General features: G+C 67.4%; 14 protein-coding genes. 6 read left to right on the top strand and 8 right to left on the bottom strand.

Going from position 1 to position 17,989, the window contains the following annotated elements:
- Positions 1 to 161: 161 nt before the first annotated feature.
- The 3 genes from H7A85_RS15040 (at position 162) to H7A85_RS15030 (ending at position 3,348) form a co-directional block, all read left to right on the top strand.
- Positions 162 to 1,112: a tripartite tricarboxylate transporter substrate binding protein gene (locus tag H7A85_RS15040; protein WP_182086763.1), complete on the top strand. Its 951-nt coding sequence runs from the start codon at positions 162 to 164 to the stop codon at positions 1,110 to 1,112.
- The gene (locus H7A85_RS15035; RefSeq protein WP_182086762.1) at positions 1,112 to 1,600 is read left to right on the top strand and encodes a tripartite tricarboxylate transporter TctB family protein; all 489 of its coding nucleotides are present in this window, start codon (positions 1,112 to 1,114) and stop codon (positions 1,598 to 1,600) included. Before H7A85_RS15040 ends, H7A85_RS15035 begins: the two co-directional genes overlap by 1 nt.
- A gap of 137 nt (positions 1,601 to 1,737) precedes the next feature.
- A complete protein-coding gene (locus H7A85_RS15030; RefSeq protein ID WP_182086761.1) occupies positions 1,738 to 3,348 on the top strand; it encodes a tripartite tricarboxylate transporter permease in 1,611 nt (536 codons plus the stop codon).
- A gap of 70 nt (positions 3,349 to 3,418) precedes the next feature.
- Here H7A85_RS15030 and H7A85_RS15025 read toward each other — a convergent pair whose 3' ends face one another.
- Complete coding sequence (locus H7A85_RS15025) at positions 3,419 to 3,598, bottom strand: hypothetical protein (RefSeq protein WP_182086801.1); 180 nt, start codon at positions 3,596 to 3,598, stop codon at positions 3,419 to 3,421.
- 212 nt (positions 3,599 to 3,810) lie between these two features.
- On the opposite strand from H7A85_RS15025, the gene H7A85_RS15020 reads away from it, so the two are divergent.
- The 3 genes from H7A85_RS15020 to H7A85_RS15010 all read left to right on the top strand — a co-directional run bounded on the left by H7A85_RS15020 (position 3,811) and on the right by H7A85_RS15010 (position 7,103).
- Positions 3,811 to 5,799, top strand: coding sequence for an AI-2E family transporter (locus H7A85_RS15020; protein ID WP_182086760.1), 1,989 nt, complete (start codon positions 3,811 to 3,813; stop codon positions 5,797 to 5,799).
- Positions 5,800 to 6,009: 210 nt separating this feature from the next.
- Positions 6,010 to 6,567 (top strand): XRE family transcriptional regulator, encoded by a 558-nt coding sequence (locus H7A85_RS15015; RefSeq protein WP_182086759.1) that lies wholly within the window; start codon positions 6,010 to 6,012, stop codon positions 6,565 to 6,567.
- A gap of 11 nt (positions 6,568 to 6,578) precedes the next feature.
- Entirely contained in the window at positions 6,579 to 7,103 is a 525-nt protein-coding gene (locus H7A85_RS15010; protein WP_182086758.1) for a GNAT family N-acetyltransferase, read from the top strand.
- Between the two features lie 189 nt (positions 7,104 to 7,292).
- Here H7A85_RS15010 and glgX read toward each other — a convergent pair whose 3' ends face one another.
- The 7 genes from glgX to H7A85_RS14975 all read right to left on the bottom strand — a co-directional run bounded on the left by glgX (position 7,293) and on the right by H7A85_RS14975 (position 17,957).
- Positions 7,293 to 9,563: a glycogen debranching protein GlgX gene (gene glgX, locus H7A85_RS15005; RefSeq protein WP_182086798.1), complete on the bottom strand. Its 2,271-nt coding sequence runs from the start codon at positions 9,561 to 9,563 to the stop codon at positions 7,293 to 7,295.
- A 163-nt stretch (positions 9,564 to 9,726) separates the two neighbouring features.
- Positions 9,727 to 10,110: a response regulator gene (locus tag H7A85_RS15000; protein ID WP_182086757.1), complete on the bottom strand. Its 384-nt coding sequence runs from the start codon at positions 10,108 to 10,110 to the stop codon at positions 9,727 to 9,729.
- Complete coding sequence (locus H7A85_RS14995) at positions 10,107 to 13,490, bottom strand: response regulator (RefSeq protein WP_182086756.1); 3,384 nt, start codon at positions 13,488 to 13,490, stop codon at positions 10,107 to 10,109. Before H7A85_RS14995 ends, H7A85_RS15000 begins: the two co-directional genes overlap by 4 nt.
- A 156-nt stretch (positions 13,491 to 13,646) precedes the next feature.
- Entirely contained in the window at positions 13,647 to 15,104 is a 1,458-nt protein-coding gene (locus tag H7A85_RS14990) for an alkaline phosphatase D family protein (protein WP_244631213.1), read from the bottom strand.
- A 95-nt stretch (positions 15,105 to 15,199) separates the two neighbouring features.
- Positions 15,200 to 16,315, bottom strand: coding sequence for an ABC transporter ATP-binding protein (locus H7A85_RS14985; protein ID WP_182086755.1), 1,116 nt, complete (start codon positions 16,313 to 16,315; stop codon positions 15,200 to 15,202).
- Entirely contained in the window at positions 16,312 to 17,127 is an 816-nt protein-coding gene (locus H7A85_RS14980) for an ABC transporter permease (RefSeq protein WP_182086754.1), read from the bottom strand. The genes H7A85_RS14985 and H7A85_RS14980 overlap by 4 nt, the downstream gene beginning before the upstream one ends.
- The gene (locus tag H7A85_RS14975; RefSeq protein WP_182086796.1) at positions 17,124 to 17,957 is read right to left on the bottom strand and encodes an ABC transporter permease subunit; all 834 of its coding nucleotides are present in this window, start codon (positions 17,955 to 17,957) and stop codon (positions 17,124 to 17,126) included. Before H7A85_RS14975 ends, H7A85_RS14980 begins: the two co-directional genes overlap by 4 nt.
- Positions 17,958 to 17,989: the final 32 nt, after the last annotated feature.

Below are 17,989 nucleotides of genomic sequence, written 5' to 3'. Positions count from 1 at the left end.
CAGACGGCCGGGGAGGCTGAGGACGACCGCATGCAACGGCGGGCCTGGAGGGGTCGGCCGCCCAGGGTTCGAGCCGATCGACGGCTCGCCCGAACTCCGCTTCCCGACAAGACGGCCGCATCGACGACCTTTGTGCCATTCTTCCGGGAGGATCATTCCAGATGAAGACCATGCTTTTGGGCGCCCTTGCGGCCCTTCTCGTTTCCACCAGCGCCTTTGCGCAGGCGCCGGCCTACGAGATCATCGCGCCCGCCTCGCCGGGCGGCGGCTGGGACCAGACCGCCCGCGCCATGCAGAACACGCTGCAGGAATCGGGTCTGGCCAGCAACGTCCAGGTCGTCAACGTTCCGGGCGCCGGCGGCACGATCGGCCTCGCCCAGTTCGTGTCCTCCAAGTCCGGCAACCCGAACGCGCTGCTCGTCGGCGGCTACGTGATGGTCGGCGCGATCCTCACCAACAAGTCGCCCGTCACCCTCGATCAGGTCACGCCCATCGCGCGCCTGACCGGTGAGGACGAGGCGATCGTGGTGCCTGCCTCCTCGCCCTACCAGACGATCGCCGACCTCGTCGCCGCCATGAAGGAAAATCCCGGCGCGGTCGCCATTGCCGGCGGCTCGGCGGGCGGCACCGATCACATCGCGGCCGGCCTTCTGGCGCAGGCGGGCGGCGTCGATCCGAAGAAGATCAACTACATCGCCTTCTCGGGCGGCGGCGAGGCGCTGGCGGCCATTCTCGGCCAGCAGGTCGCGGCCGGCATCTCGGGCTACGGCGAGTTCGAGTCCCAGGTGAAGGCGGGCACGCTGCGCCTTCTGGCCACCACCGGCGCGGAGCGCGTTCCGGGCTCCGAGGCGCCGACGCTGAAGGAAGCCGGCCTCGACATGGAGCTTCAGAACTGGCGCATGGTCGCGGCCGCTCCGGGCATCTCGGCCGAGCAGACCGCCGCCATCACCGACAATCTCGGCAAGATGGTCCAGACGCCGGAATGGAAGGCGGTCCTGGAGCGCAATAACTGGCAGGACACGTTCCTGGCCGGCGACGAGTTCAAGACCGAGCTTGCCAAGAACATCACGGACACGCGCGAAGTCCTGACCGCGATCGGCCTCGTCCAGTAATGTCCGATCGTTCGGATACGGCACCGGCCGAGCGCCGCCCCGATCGGGCGGCGCTGGCGATCGGGGCAGGCCTCGGGATCCTCGGCCTCCTCGTTCTGTGGGACGCACGCGCCATCAGCGGCGGTGCCTACGAGCGCATCGGTCCGGGAACCTTCCCGACGCTGATCGGCCTGGCGCTGGTGGGCCTTGCCGTGTGGACGGCGATCGAAGCCTGGCGCGGCCGCTTTCCCGAGCGGGACCACGACGAGTTCGCGCCCATCGTCTGGATCGTTGGCGGCCTGGCGGCGCAGCTCCTGCTTCTGACGACGGCCGGCTTTTCCATCGCGACGGGCCTTCTCTTCGCCGCGACGGCACGCGCCTTCGGCAAGCGGAAGCTCTATGTGTCGATCCCGGTCGGCATTCTCCTCAGCCTCGCGATCTGGCTGATGTTCACCAAGGTCCTGAACCTCGCCCTGCCGGCTGGGCCGCTGGAGCGCCTGTTCGGCTGAGCGGCTTCGGTCTCGGGCGCCGGCGCTTCGCCGGGCTCGAACCTATGATCTGAAACCTCCGCGCGCCGGAGGCCCATACCCTTCTCGCGCCGCTGGGGTTCGCTCCGCCGCGCCAGTTTTGACGCGGATCTTGCGCGATGGATACGTTCGCCCTTCTCGGCCAAGGCCTGGTGGTTGCCGCCCAGCCGATGAACCTTCTCTACGCCCTGATCGGCGTGACGCTCGGCACCGCCGTCGGCGTTCTGCCCGGCATCGGCCCGGCGCTCACCGTGGCGCTGCTCCTGCCGGTGACCTACCAGCTCGACGCCGCCGGCTCGCTGATCATGTTCGCGGGCATCTACTACGGCGGCATGTACGGCGGATCGACGACCTCGATCCTGCTTAACACGCCGGGCGAAAGCGCCTCGATCATCACGGCGCTGGAAGGCAACAAGATGGCGCGTAAGGGGCGCGGCGGCCCGGCGCTGGCGACCGCGGCCATCGGCTCCTTCATCGCAGGCCTGATCGCGACGCTCGGCCTTGCGTTCCTGGCCCCGGTGATCGTGTCCTTCGCCCTGTCCTTCGGGCCAGCCGAATATTTCGCGCTGATGATCCTCGCCTTCGTCACCGTCTCGGCCGCCTTCGGCGATTCAGCGCTGCGCGGCCTCAGCGCCCTCGTCATCGGCCTGACACTCGGCCTCGTCGGCATCGACCTTCAGACCGGCCAAGCCCGCCTGACGCTGACCCCGATCGCTCAAGCCTTCCAGGGGCTCGCCGCCGATCCATCCTCGTCCTTCGCCGGCCTTTGGGCGGCGCTCGCCGGCTTCTTCGGCTCGATCTCGGCCAATCTTCTGGACGGCATCGAGGTGACGACGCTGGCGGTCGCGCTCTTTGCCATCGGCGAATGCCTCGTGGTGGCGGCCGCCGCCAGCCGAACGCCGGACGCGATCGAGGCCGTGAAGGGCTCGCTCTGGATGACCAAGGAGGACTGGAAGCGCTCCTGGAAGCCTTGGCTGCGCGGAACCGCGGTCGGCTTCCCGATCGGCGCGATGCCGGCGGGCGGCGCCGAGATCGGCACGTTCCTGTCCTATTCCTTGGAAAAGAACCTCACCAAGCACCCCGAAGAGTTCGGCCACGGCGCGATCGAGGGCGTCGCCGGTCCGGAAGCGGCCAACAACGCCTCGGCTGCCGGAACGCTGGTGCCGCTCCTGACGCTCGGCCTGCCGACCTCGGCGACCGCCGCGATCATGCTGGCCGCGTTCCAGCAGTTCGGGCTCCAGCCGGGGCCGCTCCTCTTCATCACCTCGCCCCAGATCGTCTGGGGTCTCGTCGCCAGCCTTCTGATCGCCAACCTGATGCTGGTGGTGCTGAACCTGCCGCTAATCGGGCTGTGGGTTCGCCTTCTGACGATCCCGCGTCCGTGGCTCTATGCCGGCATCCTCGTGTTCGCCACGCTCGGCTGCATCGGCGCCAACCCCTCGGCCGTCGAACTCGGCATGCTGCTCCTGTTCGGCCTTCTCGGCTACGTGCTGCGCCGCTTCGGCTATCCGATCGCCCCCGTGGTCGTCGGCCTGATCCTCGGCCCCATGGCGGAGCAGCAGCTGCGCCGGGCGCTCGCGATCAGCCAGGGCGACCCGAGCGCGCTCGTCCATTCCCCGCTGGCGGTCGCGCTTCTCGCGCTTGCGGTTCTGGCGCTGGTGGTTCCGATGATCCTGCGCGCGCGCGGTCGCGGCAAGCTTCTGGCGCAGATGGCGTCCGACGAGGATTGATCGAAAGTCCACGAAAAAGGGCGGCCCCGTTGGAGCCGCCCTTTTTTTTAAACGTCGGGAATGCCCGAACTCAGTCGACCTTGATGCCGTAGAACGCGTTCGGATCGATGCCGATCGTCTTGAGGGCCTGACGGGACGGACGACGACCAGCTTCAGCCGCCGCCGCGCACGTCGCTGCTGCACCGAACACTTCGGTGAAGTTGCGGATCCGCTCGCCGAAATTGCGCATGCGGTTGTTGCGGGGGCTCATGATCGTCTTCCTTCGCGTTGAAACTTCGATGACTGGAAGATGGGCGCTTGCCCGTGTGAGTTGAAGCGACGAATCAGGGCGGCAGCCATGCGCGCGGCGCATGCCCGTTGGATCGCCATCAATCTTTTCCCGCGCGAGGAACCGGCGGCACGGATCGGCGCTTCTAGCCCAGTTGAGCGGCGCGTCACGCCGCCTCGGGGAGTGTTCGCGCGTTGGATATCGTCACATCGCAGCTTCTGCGCCGCGCCATTCCCCTGTTCACCGCGCTCGCCGTCAGCGTCCTGATCCTGACGGTGGCCTCGATCCTGACGCTCGGACGCGAAATCTTCGTGCCCTTCGCGCTCGGGATCCTTCTCGCCTTCATCCTGGCGCCCATCGTGATCGGGCTTCAGCGCCTGCAGGTCCCGCGCATGCTGGCGATCAGCGGCGCCATCCTGGCCGCGACGGTGGTCATCGTCGCGCTCGGCTTCGTGATCGCGACGCAGGTCACCTCGCTCGTCGGCGAGATCCCCTCCTATCGCAACACTGTGCAGCAGAAGCTCGAGTCGCTTTCGGCCTCCGCGCAGGCGACGGGCAACGGTCCCTTCAGCCGCGCGGCCGTCGCGCTGGAGGAGATGGCGGCCGACATCCAGTCCATGGCCTCCGGCTCGGAGGGCGACGGCGAGAACGGGTCGGCCCCGCGCCGCCCGATCCCGGTGACGGTCGAAAACGACAGCTCGATCCTCGGTACGATCAGCGCGATCGCCCTGCCCCTCCTCCAGCCGCTCGCGACCTTCGGCGTCGTGATCATCTTCGCGATTTTCATCCTCCTCCAGCGCGAGGACCTGCGGAACCGCTTCATCCGCCTCGCCGGCACCGACGATCTGCAGCAGACCACCGCCGCGATCGACGATGCGGCCAAGCGCCTGTCGAAGCTCCTTCTATTCCAGCTCGGCGTGAACGCCGCCTTCGGCGCGATGACGGCCGTCGGCCTCTGGCTTCTGGGGGTGCCGAGCCCGGCGCTCTGGGGAATTCTTGGCGGTATCCTACGCTTCATTCCCTATGTCGGGGGCATCGTCGGCGCCGGCTTGCCCATGCTACTTGCCTTCGCGGTGGATCCCGGCTGGTCCATGGTCATCTGGACGGCCGTTCTCTATCTCGGCGCCGAGGCAGTCCTGTCCAACGTGGTGGAGCCGGTTCTCTACGGCCATTCCACGGGGCTTTCGCCGGTCGCCATCCTCCTGGCCGCCACGGTTTGGGCGCTTCTTTGGGGCCCGGTCGGGCTGATCCTCGCCACACCCCTGACGATCTGCCTCGTGGTGATGGGCCGGCACGTGCCGCGCCTCGCGTTCATCGACGTCATGTTTGGGGATCGCCCCGCCCTGTCGCCAGCGCAGATCTTCTACCAACGCATGCTCGCCGGTGCTCCGCGTGAGGCCTACGACCAGGCGCGCGAGTTCCTGCGCGAGCGCGAGCTCGCCACCTATTACGACGAGGTGGCGCTGGAGGGCCTGCGCATCGCGCACGAGGACGTCGCGCGTTTCGCGGTCCAGGGCGAACGCCTCCAAACACTCCAGGGCTCGACCTTCGAACTGGTCGACACGCTCGGCAAGGTACGCACCTCTTCGAACCCTAAGCGCGGCAAGAAGAACCTGACGGCGGAAGCGGCGGCCGCGGTCGATGCCGCCGGCCCCGACCAGGAGGTGACGCGCAAGATCCAGCGGCGCGAGGATCTGAGCCCCGAATGGCAGGGCGACCGGCCGGTGGTCTGCATCGCCGGCTTCAACGCCCTCGACGGCGCGGTGACCGCGATGCTGGCGCAGGTGCTGACCCGCCACGGGCTGGGGGCCGAGGCCGTCAATCTTTCGGACCTTCAGAAGAATCCGCCGAGCGCGCGGGAGGCGGAAGGCGTCGCTCTCGTCTGCCTGTCCTTCGTCGAGCCTCTTTCCACCGTGCACCTGCGCCAGGCCGTGCGGCGCGTCCACCGCATCGCGCCCAAGGCGCGCATCCTGATCGGCATCTGGCGCCAGCGCGACCCGGCCATGCTCCAGGAGCTCAAGCGCCGCGTCCATGCCGATGCGCTCGTCACCACGCTGAACGGCGCGCTCGCCGCCGCGCTCGACATGTCGAGCCAGCGGACGGTGGTTCCCCCTCCCGAAACCCCGGCGCCACCGAACGTTACTGACGAGACCCGAGTGGAAGCCGCCGTTCCCGTAGGGTGAGAACCCCGCTTCTCGAAAGCTGACGCATTCGCAAGGTGAGGCACCGCGCGCAACGCAGGCCCGTCCTGTCCGATACCTGACGCAATGGTCGGACACAGCATTGTCGCAGGGATCGCGACATGTGGTGGTCTTATCCGACCGCCAGCTTCATCACGAAGCCGGTCGCCGATCGACTTGCAATATTCCCAAATTCGAGATTTTATCTCTTATATGGAATCAAGCGATCGATCGAACCAAGCGCTCGCGGAACATCTGAAACGGCTGCGAACCAGCCGGGGCCTGAGCCTCCAGGACGTCAGCGGCATGAGCGGCGTCAGCCGCGCTACGTTGTCGCGCATCGAGAATGCCGAGGTCAGCCCGACGGCGGAAACGCTCGGGCGTCTCGCGTCCGCCTTCGCGCTGCCCTTGTCCCAACTTCTGACCCCCTTGGAGCCTGGGTTCTCGCCGCTCGTCCGCCGCGACGAACAGAGCCTTTGGGCGGACCCATCGCGTGGCTTCAAGCGCCGCGCCCTGTCACCTCCGAGCCGCCAGCTCCAGCTCGAGATGATCGAGGGGGAGATCGATGCCCATCAGCGTATCGCCTACGAGCGCCCGTCCGTTCCGGGGCACGAGCATCATCTCGTTCTCCTCGCCGGATCGCTCGCGCTCACCGTCGACGGCGTGCGCCACGAGCTGCGTGCGGGCGACTGCCTTCGCTACCGGCTGCACGGCGCGTCGTCCTTCGAGACCGGCGATGAGCCCGTCCGCTACATCATCGCCATGGCTTGAGGAGCCGCTCCGTGGAAATCAGCGTGTTCGAACTCGATGCGGCGGCCGTTCGCCGCCATGCCGAAGCTCTGTGCGAAATTCTCACCGACAGCGTCGCCGAAGGCGCGGCCATCGGTTTCATGGCGCCCTTGTCACGCCAGGACGCCGCGTCCTTCTGGTTGGACACCGTCCTGCCCGAGGTCGAGGCCGGGCGACGGTTGCTGCTCGGGGCCCGACGGGGCGACGAACTCGTGGGCACCGTGCAGCTTTTGACGGCCATGCCGCCGAACCAGCCGCATCGCTGCGAAGTGGCCAAGATGATCGTCCACCCCGGCGCCCGGCGGCTCGGCATCGGGCGTCGTCTGATGACCGGGGCGATCGAGCGCGCCGCGCGGTCGGGCAAGACGCTGATGACCCTCGACACCCGGACTGGTGACGTCGCTGAGCCGCTCTACCGCTCGGTCGGCTTCGAGGTCGCAGGCGTGATCCCGGACTTTGCCTGGGATGCCGATGGCCGCGCCCTTCATGCGACGACCTACATGTTCCGCCGGGTCTGATCCGGCCGGATATTCCGGACGCACCCAAGTTCCTCTCACGGCGGGGGAGCGATCGGATCGGCGATCGAGGACCGTCCCCTTCGATCGGCACCAACCCTCGCCCCGCATCGGAATGTCCGACCAAAGAAAAGGGCCGCATCCCTAGCGGACACGGCCCTTCCTCGTTTCACGTCATGGAAGCCTGAAGGATCAGGCGCCTTCGGCCCGCACCAGGTGGATGCGGTCGGTGGCGGCCTTTTCGAAGGCGTCGTTCACATGGGCGAAGGCCCGGTGTGCGTCGTCCGAGATCGAGTAGCCGTCTTCCGGCTCCATGATGAAGACGAGGAACGAGCGCCCCGTCGTCATGTAGTCCGTTTCGAACTCGAAGGGCACGAGCTCGTCGCGGTTCGGCAGGTTGGTGTCGATGATGCAGTGCCAGCGCTTGCCGCCGTGAGCGGACGGAAGCTTGAAGTTCACCACGTCATGATGGGCGTTGAGGACGATCAGCATCGTCGCGTCCGAGCCAAGGCGCTTGATGCCCTCCGCCTGCGCGCGACCATCGAGGAGCACGCCGAAGCAGCGCGCGCCGGCATCGCCCCATTCGGCGTCCTGCATCTCGCCGCCCGAAGGCGACATCCAGGTCACGTCCTTCGCGCCGATCTCTTCGTCGAACGTGCCGTGCAGGAAGCGACCGCGACGCAGCATCGGCAACGCCTGACGCACCATGATCAGCTTCTGGACGAACTCGGCGAGATCCTCGCCGTCCTCCGAGACGTTCCAGTCGATCCAGCCGATCTCGTTGTCCTGGGCATAGGCGTTGTTGTTGCCCCCTTGCGTGCGGGCGAACTCGTCGCCCGCCAGGATCATCGGCGTGCCGCGCGAGAAGAGGAGCGTGGCGAACAGGTTGCGCAGCTGGCGGAAGCGCGTGTTGTTGATCTCCGCGTCCTCCGTCGGGCCTTCCACACCGTAGTTGTTGGACAGGTTGTGGGAGTGGCCGTCGCGATTGTCCTCGCCATTCGCCTCGTTGTGCTTCTCGTTGTAGCAGACGAGGTCGTGCAGCGTGAAACCGTCATGGGCGGTGATGAAGTTGACGCTCGCCCAGGGCTTGCGACCGCGCTTGTCGAAGAGGTCGGCCGAGGCAGAGATCTTGCCGGCGACCGCCGGAACCTTGCCCTCGTCGCCGCGCCAGTAGGAGCGCACCGTGTCGCGGTAGCCGTCGTTCCACTCGGCCCAGCCCGGCGGGAAGCGTCCGACCTGATAACCCCCCGGACCGCAGTCCCAGGGCTCGGCGATGAGCTTGACCTGGCTCAGCAGCGGGTCCTGCATCGTGGCGTGGAGGAAGGAGGATTCCTCCGAGAAGCCGAACGGCTCGCGCGCCAGAATGGTGGCGAGGTCGAAGCGGAACCCGTCGACGCGCATCTCGCCCGCCCAGTAGCGAAGCGAGTCCATCACCAGCTGCATGACGCGCGGATGCGACGTGTTCACCGTGTTTCCGGTGCCCGTGTCGTTGATGTAGTAGCGCTTGTTGTCGGGCAGGAGGCGGTAATAGGAGGCGTTGTCGATGCCCTTGAAGCAGAGCGTCGGCCCGTTCTCGTTGCCTTCCGCAGTGTGGTTGTAGACGACGTCGAGAATGACCTCGAGACCGTTGTGATGGAAGGTCGAGACGAGTTCCTTGAACTCGTTGACGAAGGGGGTCGCGAGATAGCGCGGATCGGGCGCGAAGAAGCCGAGCGTGTTGTAGCCCCAGTAGTTCCGCAGGCCCTTCTCGACGAGATAGCTATCGTCCACGAAGGCGTGGATCGGCAGAAGCTCGACCGAGGTGACGCCAAGGCTCTTGATGTATTCCACGACGTCGTGATGGGCGAGGCCGGAGAACTTGCCGCGATCGCGGTCGGGCACGCTCGGATGGCGCTGCGTGAAACCCTTCACATGGGTTTCGTAGAAGATCGTGCGCTCCCAGGGAACGCTCGGCCGGCGCTCGCTGCCCCAGGTGAAGGCGGGGTCGACGATCTGAGACTTCGGCACGAAGGCCGCCGAATCGCGTTCGTCGAAAGACAGGTCGCCGTCGGCATGGCCGATCGTGTAGCCGAACAGCGCGTGATCCCAGGTCAATTCGCCCACATGCTGCTTGGCATAGGGGTCGAGCAGCAACTTGTTGGGGTTGAAGCGGTGGCCGTTGTCGGGCTCGTAGGGCCCATGGACGCGGTAGCCGTAGATCAGGCCGGGACGCGCGTCGGGCAGGTAGCCGTGAAACACCTCGTTGGAGTATTCCGGCAGCTCGATCCGCTCGAGCTCGGTCGTGCCCGTTTCGTCGAACAGGCAAAGCTCGACCTTGGTGGCGTGCGCCGAGAAAAGGGCGAAGTTGACGCCAAGTCCATCCCAAGTGGCCCCGCGCGGGAAGGGCCGGCCGGCCTGGATGCGCGAGCGCTTCAAGCCGGGCTTCGCGAGATTGGACGCGAAGGCAGTGGCATTCGATTGAATGTTCAAGGGAGTGGTTCCGTCCTGTGGGAATATTCGCCAGCCAATCAATGGCGCGCACGGCAATTGGTTCCCGAACCGCCTTTCTCGGAGCGATGAACCACCCCCATCGGGCAAGCGAGCCCCTTCCCGACGCTCGATCGCCTCCCCCGAGGGGCCGGGGTTTCTACTGCGCCGGGACGGAGGACTGCGGCACCAGCGCCTCGATCTGGCCGAGGAGCTTGGAGAAGTCCACAGGCTTGGCGTGGTAGTCGTCGCAGCCGGCGGCCAGCGTCTTTTCCCGGTCGCCCGACATGGCGTGGGCCGTGAGCGCGATGATCGGGATGCGCGGGATCGAACTGTCGGCCCGCATGGTGCGCGCCGCCGTCCAGCCGTCGATCACCGGCAGGTTCATGTCGAGGAGGATGATGTCGGGCGCCGTGCCGCGTGCCTTCTCGATCCCATCCTGCCCGTCGTGGGCGAGAACGACCTCGTAGCCGCGCCGCTGCAGCCGGCGGGACAGAAAGTCCCAGATTTCCTCGTGGTCTTCGACCAACAGGATGCGTGTCATGATCGCGTCTCCGACCCGGGTTGCGCGGGCTGCGGGGGGTCCGGCAGCTGCGGCGAACGATTGTGCTCGACCATAACGCGGATCTGGGCCGCAAGCTCCCGAAGATCGACATCGCCCTTGGTGAAGATCTCCTCAGCCTGCCCCTGCAGGAAACGGAGCTCTTCGCCCGTCAGGTCCTTGGAGGTGAGAACCACCACCGGAATGTCGCGCCACTCGGCCCGCTGGCGCATGGCGCGCAGAAAGGTGAACCCATCCATTTCGGGCATCACGAGATCGAGGAGGATCAGGCCCGGCCGCTCCGTCTCCATCCGCTCCAACGCTTCGCGCCCGTTCAGGGCGGTGATGACCTTGAGGTCCTCGCGTTCCAGGAGCGTGGCGGTGCGCTGCAGCCCGTCGGCGTCGTCGTCGACCGCGAGGATCAGGGCGTTGTCGGCGGTACGGAAGCGCTCCATGACCGCCTTGAGACGGTTCCATTCCACCGGCTTCAGGAGATAGTCCGCCGCGCCCAGCGCGTAGCCGAGGCTGTGCTCGTCGATGATAGTGATCATGATCACGGGAATGCCGGCGACGTCCGGATCGGCCTTTAGCTCGGTCAGCACCGCCCAGCCATCCATCTTGGGCATGGTGACGTCGAGGAGGATCACGTCGGGCTTCAGGAGGCGGGCCATCTCGAGGCCGCTGAGGCCGTCTGCGGCGGTGCGCACCGAGAACCCTTCCCGCAGGAGGAAGCGGGTGACGAGTTCGCGCGCATGCGGGTCGTCGTCGATCGCCAGGACCAGCCCCGCCCCCGTCTCGGCCTGCGCTTCGCCTTCGGCCGCGACGGGCGCCTCCTCCTCGATCGGCGGCTGCTCCACCTCGGCGGGAATGCGGATGGTGAAGGTGGTGCCTTCACCCGCCTCGCTGGTGACGCCGATATCGCCGCCGAGAAGCCGGCAGAAGGCGCGTGTGATGGCAAGGCCAAGGCCCGTGCCGCCGAACTTGCGCGTCGTGGATTCGTCGGCCTGCGCGAAGCGCTCGAACAGGCGCTCGACCTGTTCCGGCGTCATCCCGATGCCCGTGTCGGAGACTTCGAGCCGGATCCAGTCGCCCCCGTCCTGCGGCTCGCGCCGCGCCGTCAGCCGGATCGTGCCGTTCTCGGTGAACTTCGAGGCGTTGGAAAGAAGGTTGATCAGGCATTGGCGCAGCTTGACCTGATCGGTGTGGACGGAGCCGAGATCGCCCGCCGCCTCGACCTCCAGCCGGTTGTTCTTCTTGGCGACCAGCGACCCCACGGTGGAGCCGACCTCATCGAGAACGTCCCGAAGCGCGAAGCTTTCGGCATAGACGTCCATTCGCTCGGCCTCGATCTTGGACAGGTCGAGAACGTCGTTGATCAGGCTGAGAAGATGGCGAGCGTTCTGCTCGATCTTCTTGAGGTCGGTGAGGAGATGGGCTTCGCCGAGATCCTCGACCTCCTCCTCCAGCATCTCGGCATAGCCGATCACGGCCGAAAGCGGCGTGCGCAGCTCATGGCTCATGTTGGCGATGAACTGCGACTTGGCGCGGTTGGCATTCTCGGCCGCTTCCTTGGCCGCTTCCAGCTCCTGCTCGGCGGCGCGCTGGGAGGTGATGTCGGTGTTCGTGCCGAACCAGCGAACGATCTCGCCAGCCTCGTCGCGGATCGGAATGGCCTGGCTCAGGAACCAGCGATACGAGCCGTCGGCGGCGCGCAGCGGGAACGTGTCCTCCCAGGGCGTTCCTTCGGCGAAGCGCCGCGCCAGCTCGGCGCGCACGCGCTCCAGATGGTCGGGATGGTGGACCTTGGTCCAGCCGAAGCCGCGCATCTCCTCCAGCGTCGTGCCTGTGTAGTCGAACCAGCGCTGGTTGTACCAGTAGATCTCGCCGCTCGGCCGGGCGATCCAGGCGAACTGGGGAATGTTGTCGGCGATCGTGCGGAACTGCTCGTTGGATTCGCCGAGTTCGGCCGCGATCCGCTTCTGGTCGGTGATATCGGTGTGGGTGCCCACCCATTCGGTGACCGCGCCGTCGATCCCGCGAATGGGAACGGCGCGCGCCAGCATGTCGCGCCATTCTCCATCAGCCCGGCGCACCCGATGCTCGATCTTGTAGGTGTCCTGCCGCTCCACCGCGCGCGTCCAACCCTCGATCGAGCGCTGGCGGTCCTCGGGGTGGATCGCATCGGTCCACCCCGAGCCGGCATATTCCGCCTCGCTCTGACCCGTGAAGGCTCCCCAGCCGGGTTGCGCGCCGCTGAAAAGGCCGGAACCGGGTGCCGACCAGACGATCGCCGAGGTCGCCTCGATGAGCGAGCGGAAGCGCGTTTCGGAATAGGCAAGGCTGCGCTCGGCGCGAAGCCGCTTCGTGGCGTTGACGAGAACGACGCCCGCGCCGACCGTTTCGCGCTCGTGGCTTCCTTCCGGGCGCAGCGGATAAAGGCTCGCCAGATAGAGCTGCTCCTCCTCGCCTTCGCCCGCTCGAAGCTCGACGCCGTTGTGGACGCGCCCCCAGCGCAGCGTCTCGTCCAGCATCCGCTCCAGCATGGTGCGGTCCTCGGGGAAGAGATCGAGAAGCCGATCGGACACGGCAACCTCGCGCCCGAGGCTGGCCCCCGCCGAGGCGAAGGCGGGGTTCAGGCGCCCGATCCGCAGGTCCTTGTCGACGAAGCCGACGGCCACCGGCGAGTTCTCGAGAACGGCCGTCAGCATCCCGGACGCACGCCGGCTTTCCATGTGTCGGCGAAATGCCAGAACCGCGAGCGCGGCCGCCGACAGGATCGCCGCCAGAAAGGCGGTGTTGGAGATCGTGTCGTCGCGCCGCGCGGTGGCCGCGGCCAGATCGACGCGCGTCTGGGCGTTGGCCTGTGCCCGCCCGACCTCGGCGCGGATCGTATCCATCACGCCCTTGCCCGCGCCCGAGCGAACGAGAGCTGCGGCTGGCTCGGCGCCTTCCTCGGTGCGCAGGCGCACGACCTCGGTCTCGAAGGCGATCTCGCTTTCGGCCAGTTGGCGGAGACGGGCGAGACGGGCGGGATCACCGCCTCCGTCCGACCATACGCCCTCCATGCGCGACAGCTGCGCGGGAAGATCGGCTTGGGTCTGCCGGTAGGGCGTCAGGAAATCCTCGTTGCCCGCAATCACGAAGCCGCGCGTCGCGGTTTCCAGGCTCACCATCATGGATAGGAAGCGCTCCGCTTCCGCGATGATGGCGCCGTTCGCCTGGGCCGCCGCCTCGCGCCGCATGTCCTGCCACGTCGTCCAGCCGAAGGCGGCAATGGCGGCGATCAGAAGCGCGCCGGCGAGAAACGCCGTTCGCCCCAAAGCGGCAGGCTCGGCCGCGACGCTCTTCCTGCCGGATGCGATTCCGGCGCCGGTCTGATTCATGCGGATGGTCCCTCGAGTGCGATCATTATGCCGCACCGGAGCGAGTAACGGCATAGCGTCGGTTTCGTTCGACCGCCGGGCGGAGCCGACCCTTGTTTTCCACAGCCGCGACGGACCGACGCCGAACCATCGCGCGCCGGCGTCCGGCCTGCCCGATCAAATGCCGAGTTCGGGCGTCCGCCCGCTTTCCTCCAGCTCCCACGCCCCGCTCCATTCGCCCGCCCGGCGGCGCAGGACGAGGTAGTTGCGGTCGGCCGTATAGATCATCGCCTGGCCCGGCAGCCGCTTCAGGCGGATCGGCCGCCCCTTCAAGGGCGAATGGCCGAGCCGCGACAGGAGGCCGAGCCCGATCGCCATCGCCGCCGGCGGCTTGGGATGGGTGATACCCGACGCCACGAGCTGGTGGAGGCGCGAGCCGTTGGGCAGGCGCATCTCGCCGCGCGTCGCCAGATGGATCTCGCCCGAAACGACGGTCACCGGCCCGCCGTGGCGCAGCATCTCGCCTTCCATCGCCGAGAGGAAGCGCTTCCATTCGGCGCGATGGCCGCGGCTCTGCCACTGGTCGCGCAGGTCGTCCTCGTATTGCTGCTGGCCGGGGTAGAAGTCGAGAAGCGCCTCCACCAGGGACAGGCGCGGCCCGAGCGCGGGCACGCTGGAAACGACGATGCGGCGATCCCCGTCGGGCGCGGCGGCCAACCCCGCCTCGAACGCCTGCCATCCCGCCTCCCCCATCACCCGGTCCGGCCGGCGCTCCGAGCGCAGGTCCGGCAGGAGCACGGCAAAGCCCGGAAAGGCGGCGTCCTGGCTGAAATTGCCGCCCGACCGGTCGCGGCAGGTCGCGGGAAGATCGGCGGGGTCGGCGCCGAGCTGGAACAGGAGAAACATCTCGCGCGCCGCCTCGAACAATCCGAGCGCGACCGGGCTTTCCTGGAGGTCCGGCGGGTGGCTGCCCCAGCCGTCGAAGATGTCGTGGTCGTCCCAGATCATCATAGAGGGGGTGCGCGCGCAAAGCTCGGCGGTGGCGGGCTGGCGCATCAGCGCGAGATAGCGGCGGAAGAAGTAGCCGCGCACCGCCTCCGCCATATCGGGCGTCCAGGCGACGCCGGGTTTTTCGGCCAGGGGAAGCGCGGCCCAACGGCGGGTCTCGGGATGCGCGTTCGCGGCCTCGTCGGCATAGAGCTGGTCGCCGCCGTGCAGGAGAAGGGCCAGCGGCTCGCGCCGGTGGTCGGCCGCCAGGCGGCGCCACATCACGTCGCGGTCCTCGTGGCTGCGCTCCTCGTCGCCGTTCTCCTGCCCATTGCAGGACACGAAGCCGATGGCGAGATCGCCCGTCAGATCGGTGCGCACGAGGTAGCGGACGCCGTCGATCGCATATCCGGCATCCGGCCCCGCCGGCAGCGCGAAATCGGCGCCCCAGACGCAGTGTCCGAACAGGCGGGCGCGAAGGCGCAACGCCACCGGATCGCTTCCGTCAGCGTGGAGAACGGGCGCCGCCGCTCCATTCCGCGTGACGGCGACGACGCCGAGGCGCGCTTCGAGGGCATCGGCACCGCGCGCGTAGAGGATCGGGCCGGCGGCAAGCCCGGGCGGCGCTTCGATGTCGTGGCAGGTCAAGTCGCGTCGATTCCCCGGCTCGGTGGTTTCACAACCCCTGGCCGGCACATGTCGTATCTCGGGCTCTCAAGACAAGGGAGGGAAGCGGGATCCGATCAAGCGCGCACGGGCAGGGAAACCACCGTCGCGGACGGGACGCCGAGACCGGAACGCGACCCCGCTCCCGCATCCAGGCAGTGAAGGTCGCCCGGCGCGAAATGCACCGCGATCCGCTCGCCGACGTTCGGGGGCGGCCGGGAGGGGTCGTTGAACGTGTCGATCAGAAGCTCGTCCGTGCCGAAACGCGCCCGGATGCGCACCACGGAGCCGAGGAACGCCACATCCACGATGTCGCCGCCCAGCTCGTTGGAGCGCTCGCGGCTCGGCTCCAGCGACAGCGCCTCGGGCCGCAGCGCCAGCGAGATCGGATCCCCGGCCTTGGCATGGGGCGCGGCGACGGAGATTTCCTGCCCGTTCACGATCGCGCGATCACCGTGCGCGACCTCACCTTGGAGAAGGCCGAGCGTTCCGACGAAGGAGGCGACGAAACGGGTGCGAGGATGGTTGTAGACGTCGAAGGGCGTGCCGACCTGTTCGATCCGGCCCTCGCTCATGACCACGATCCGGTCCGACATGGACAGGGCCTCCTCCTGGTCGTGGGTCACGAAGATCGTGGTGATGCCGAGCTCGCGCTGAAGGGCGCGGATCTCGGTGCGCAGCGAAACGCGGATCTTGGCGTCGAGTGCCGACAGGGGCTCGTCGAGGAGGAGAACGCGCGGGCGCGGCGCGATGGCGCGCGCCAGCGCCACGCGCTGCTGCTGGCCGCCGGACAGCTGGTAGGGGTAGCGGTCTGCGACATGGGGCAGGCCGATCAGGCGCAGCATGTCGGCCACGCGGGCGCGCCGCTCGTCCTTCGGCACGCCCGCGATCTTGAGCCCGAAGGCGACGTTGTCGGCCACGCTCATGTTGGGAAACAGCGCATAGGCCTGGAACACCATGCCGATGCGCCGCGTGTTGGGCGGCAGGTGCGTCACATCCTGCCCGTCGATGCGAACGGTGCCCGTGCTTGCGGATTCGAAGCCCGCCACGATGCGCAGCATCGTCGTCTTGCCGCAGCCGGACGGACCGAGGAAGGTGACGAACTCGCCCTTCTCGACGGTGAGGTCGAAGCCGTGGAGGACGGTGGTGGCGCCGAAGTCCTTGCGAACGCCGGAGATCTCCAGAAAGCTCATGGGGTCGCTCCGGCCCTACGTTTGAAGAAGGCGCGGGCGCGACCCGGCGTGCCCCCGCCCGCGAGATGAAGAAGCACCATGCAGCCCCAGGTGACGGCAAACGCGATCATGGCGAGCGCAGCGGGCTCGTAGGCCCGGTTGGCCCCGACATTCTGAAGATAGGGGCCGAAGGCCGGACGGTTCAGGAGGCTGGCCAGCACGAACTCGCCGATCACGATCGCAAAGGTCAGGAAGGCGCCGGACAGGACGGCGGCGCGCACGTTCGGCAGGATGACGCTCCACAGGATGCTGGAGCGCCTGGCCCCGAGGCTTTCGGCGGCCTCCGTCAGCGTGCGGATGTCTATCGCCTGGAGGCCGGTATCCACCGCGCGGTACATGTAGGGCAGCGCCAGCACCGTGTAGCCGAAGACGAGGATGACGTTGGTGCCCCAGACCGTGCCGGTGAAGGGCAGCCAGGAGGAGGAATTGTAGAGCCGGAGATAGCCGAACACGAGGACGATCGGCGGGATCACCAGCGGCAGGAGGGTGACGAACTCGACATAGGGCTTCAGCCGCGGCAGGCGCAGGCGCACCCAGTAGGCCGTCGGCACCACGAGGAGCGTGCCGAGCGCGATGGTGAGAAGCGCGCACACGACGGAAAACAGGAACGTGTCCTGGAACCGCTGGTCGGCGAAGACGACGCGGTAGGCCTCGAACGTCCATTGCCCGCGCAGCATCGACAGCGAGAACTGGAAGGTCGCGTAGAGCGGCAGGAGGAAGTAGAGCGCGCCCAAGCAAACCACGATCCAGGACAGAAGGCGGGCGGGCTTCATCGCAGCCACCGCTCGGTGCGCGCGCGCAGCCAGATATAGAGGATATTGGAAAGCCCGGTGATCACGATCATCCCGAAGGCCAGCGCATAGCCGAGATTGGGGTTGTAGAGAACGTCGCCCCGGATCTGCGCGTAAAGGAGGATCGGCACGATGTTGAGCGAGGAGCCGGTCAGCGCGTAGGCCGTCGCGATCGCGCCGAAGGCGTTGGCGAACAGGAGAAGGAAGCAGCCCATCAGGCTCGGGAAGAGAACGGGCAGCGCCACCATGCGCCAATATTGCCAGGAGGACGCGCCCAGAATCGAGGACGCCTCGCGCCATTCGCGCTTTAGCCCGTCCAGCGCCGGGGTGATGATCAGCACCATCAGCGGGATCTGGAAGTAGAGATAGGTGATCGTCAGCCCCCAGAAGCTTAGGAGATTGAAGCCGAGGCGATAGATGTTGAGCCCGAAGGCCTCGTTCAGGAACCAGGTGACGAGACCGATGCGCCCGAGCGTCGCCAGAAAGGCGAAGGCGAGCGGAATGCCGGCGAAGTTGGACGCGACGCCCGAAAAGGTCACGACGGAGGAGCGGATCCACGACGGCAGGCCGCCATGGACGATCGCATAGGCGAGGCCGAAGCCGAGAAGCGCGCCTAAGCCAGCCGAGGCGAGGCTGATGCGGATCGAGATCCAGTAGGCCGACAGGATCTGCGACTGGAAGAGCCCCGCCATGTTGTCGAGGGTGAAGGCCCCCGCCGGGTTCTGGAACGCACCGACGACGAGATAGAAGGTCGGCGCGATCAGGAACAGGATGGCGAAGGCGAAGAAGGGGACGACGCCGAGCCAGGCCATCGAGACCCTGCGCGCGCGCGCCGTCGGCGGGC

This window comes from Aureimonas sp. ME7, from assembly GCF_903970965.1.
Lineage (GTDB): Bacteria > Pseudomonadota > Alphaproteobacteria > Rhizobiales > Rhizobiaceae > Aureimonas.
Note: the sequence above shows the minus strand (reverse complement) of the source record. Positions and strands in the feature narration are given on the sequence as shown.

Bases quoted from the DNA above. Each gene is read 5' to 3' on its own strand.
- H7A85_RS15040 (WP_182086763.1), top strand. From the start codon at position 162: ATGAAGACCATGCTTTTGGGCGCCCTTGCGGCCCTTCTCGTTTCCACC.
- H7A85_RS15035 (WP_182086762.1), top strand. From the start codon at position 1,112: ATGTCCGATCGTTCGGATACGGCACCGGCCGAGCGCCGCCCCGATCGG.
- H7A85_RS15030 (WP_182086761.1), top strand. From the start codon at position 1,738: ATGGATACGTTCGCCCTTCTCGGCCAAGGCCTGGTGGTTGCCGCCCAG.
- H7A85_RS15025 (WP_182086801.1), bottom strand. From the start codon at position 3,598: ATGAGCCCCCGCAACAACCGCATGCGCAATTTCGGCGAGCGGATCCGC.
- H7A85_RS15015 (WP_182086759.1), top strand. From the start codon at position 6,010: ATGGAATCAAGCGATCGATCGAACCAAGCGCTCGCGGAACATCTGAAA.
- H7A85_RS15000 (WP_182086757.1), bottom strand. From the start codon at position 10,110: ATGACACGCATCCTGTTGGTCGAAGACCACGAGGAAATCTGGGACTTT.
- H7A85_RS14995 (WP_182086756.1), bottom strand. From the start codon at position 13,490: ATGAATCAGACCGGCGCCGGAATCGCATCCGGCAGGAAGAGCGTCGCG.
- H7A85_RS14985 (WP_182086755.1), bottom strand. From the start codon at position 16,315: ATGAGCTTTCTGGAGATCTCCGGCGTTCGCAAGGACTTCGGCGCCACC.
- H7A85_RS14980 (WP_182086754.1), bottom strand. From the start codon at position 17,127: ATGAAGCCCGCCCGCCTTCTGTCCTGGATCGTGGTTTGCTTGGGCGCG.
- H7A85_RS14975 (WP_182086796.1), bottom strand. From the start codon at position 17,957: ATGGCCTGGCTCGGCGTCGTCCCCTTCTTCGCCTTCGCCATCCTGTTC.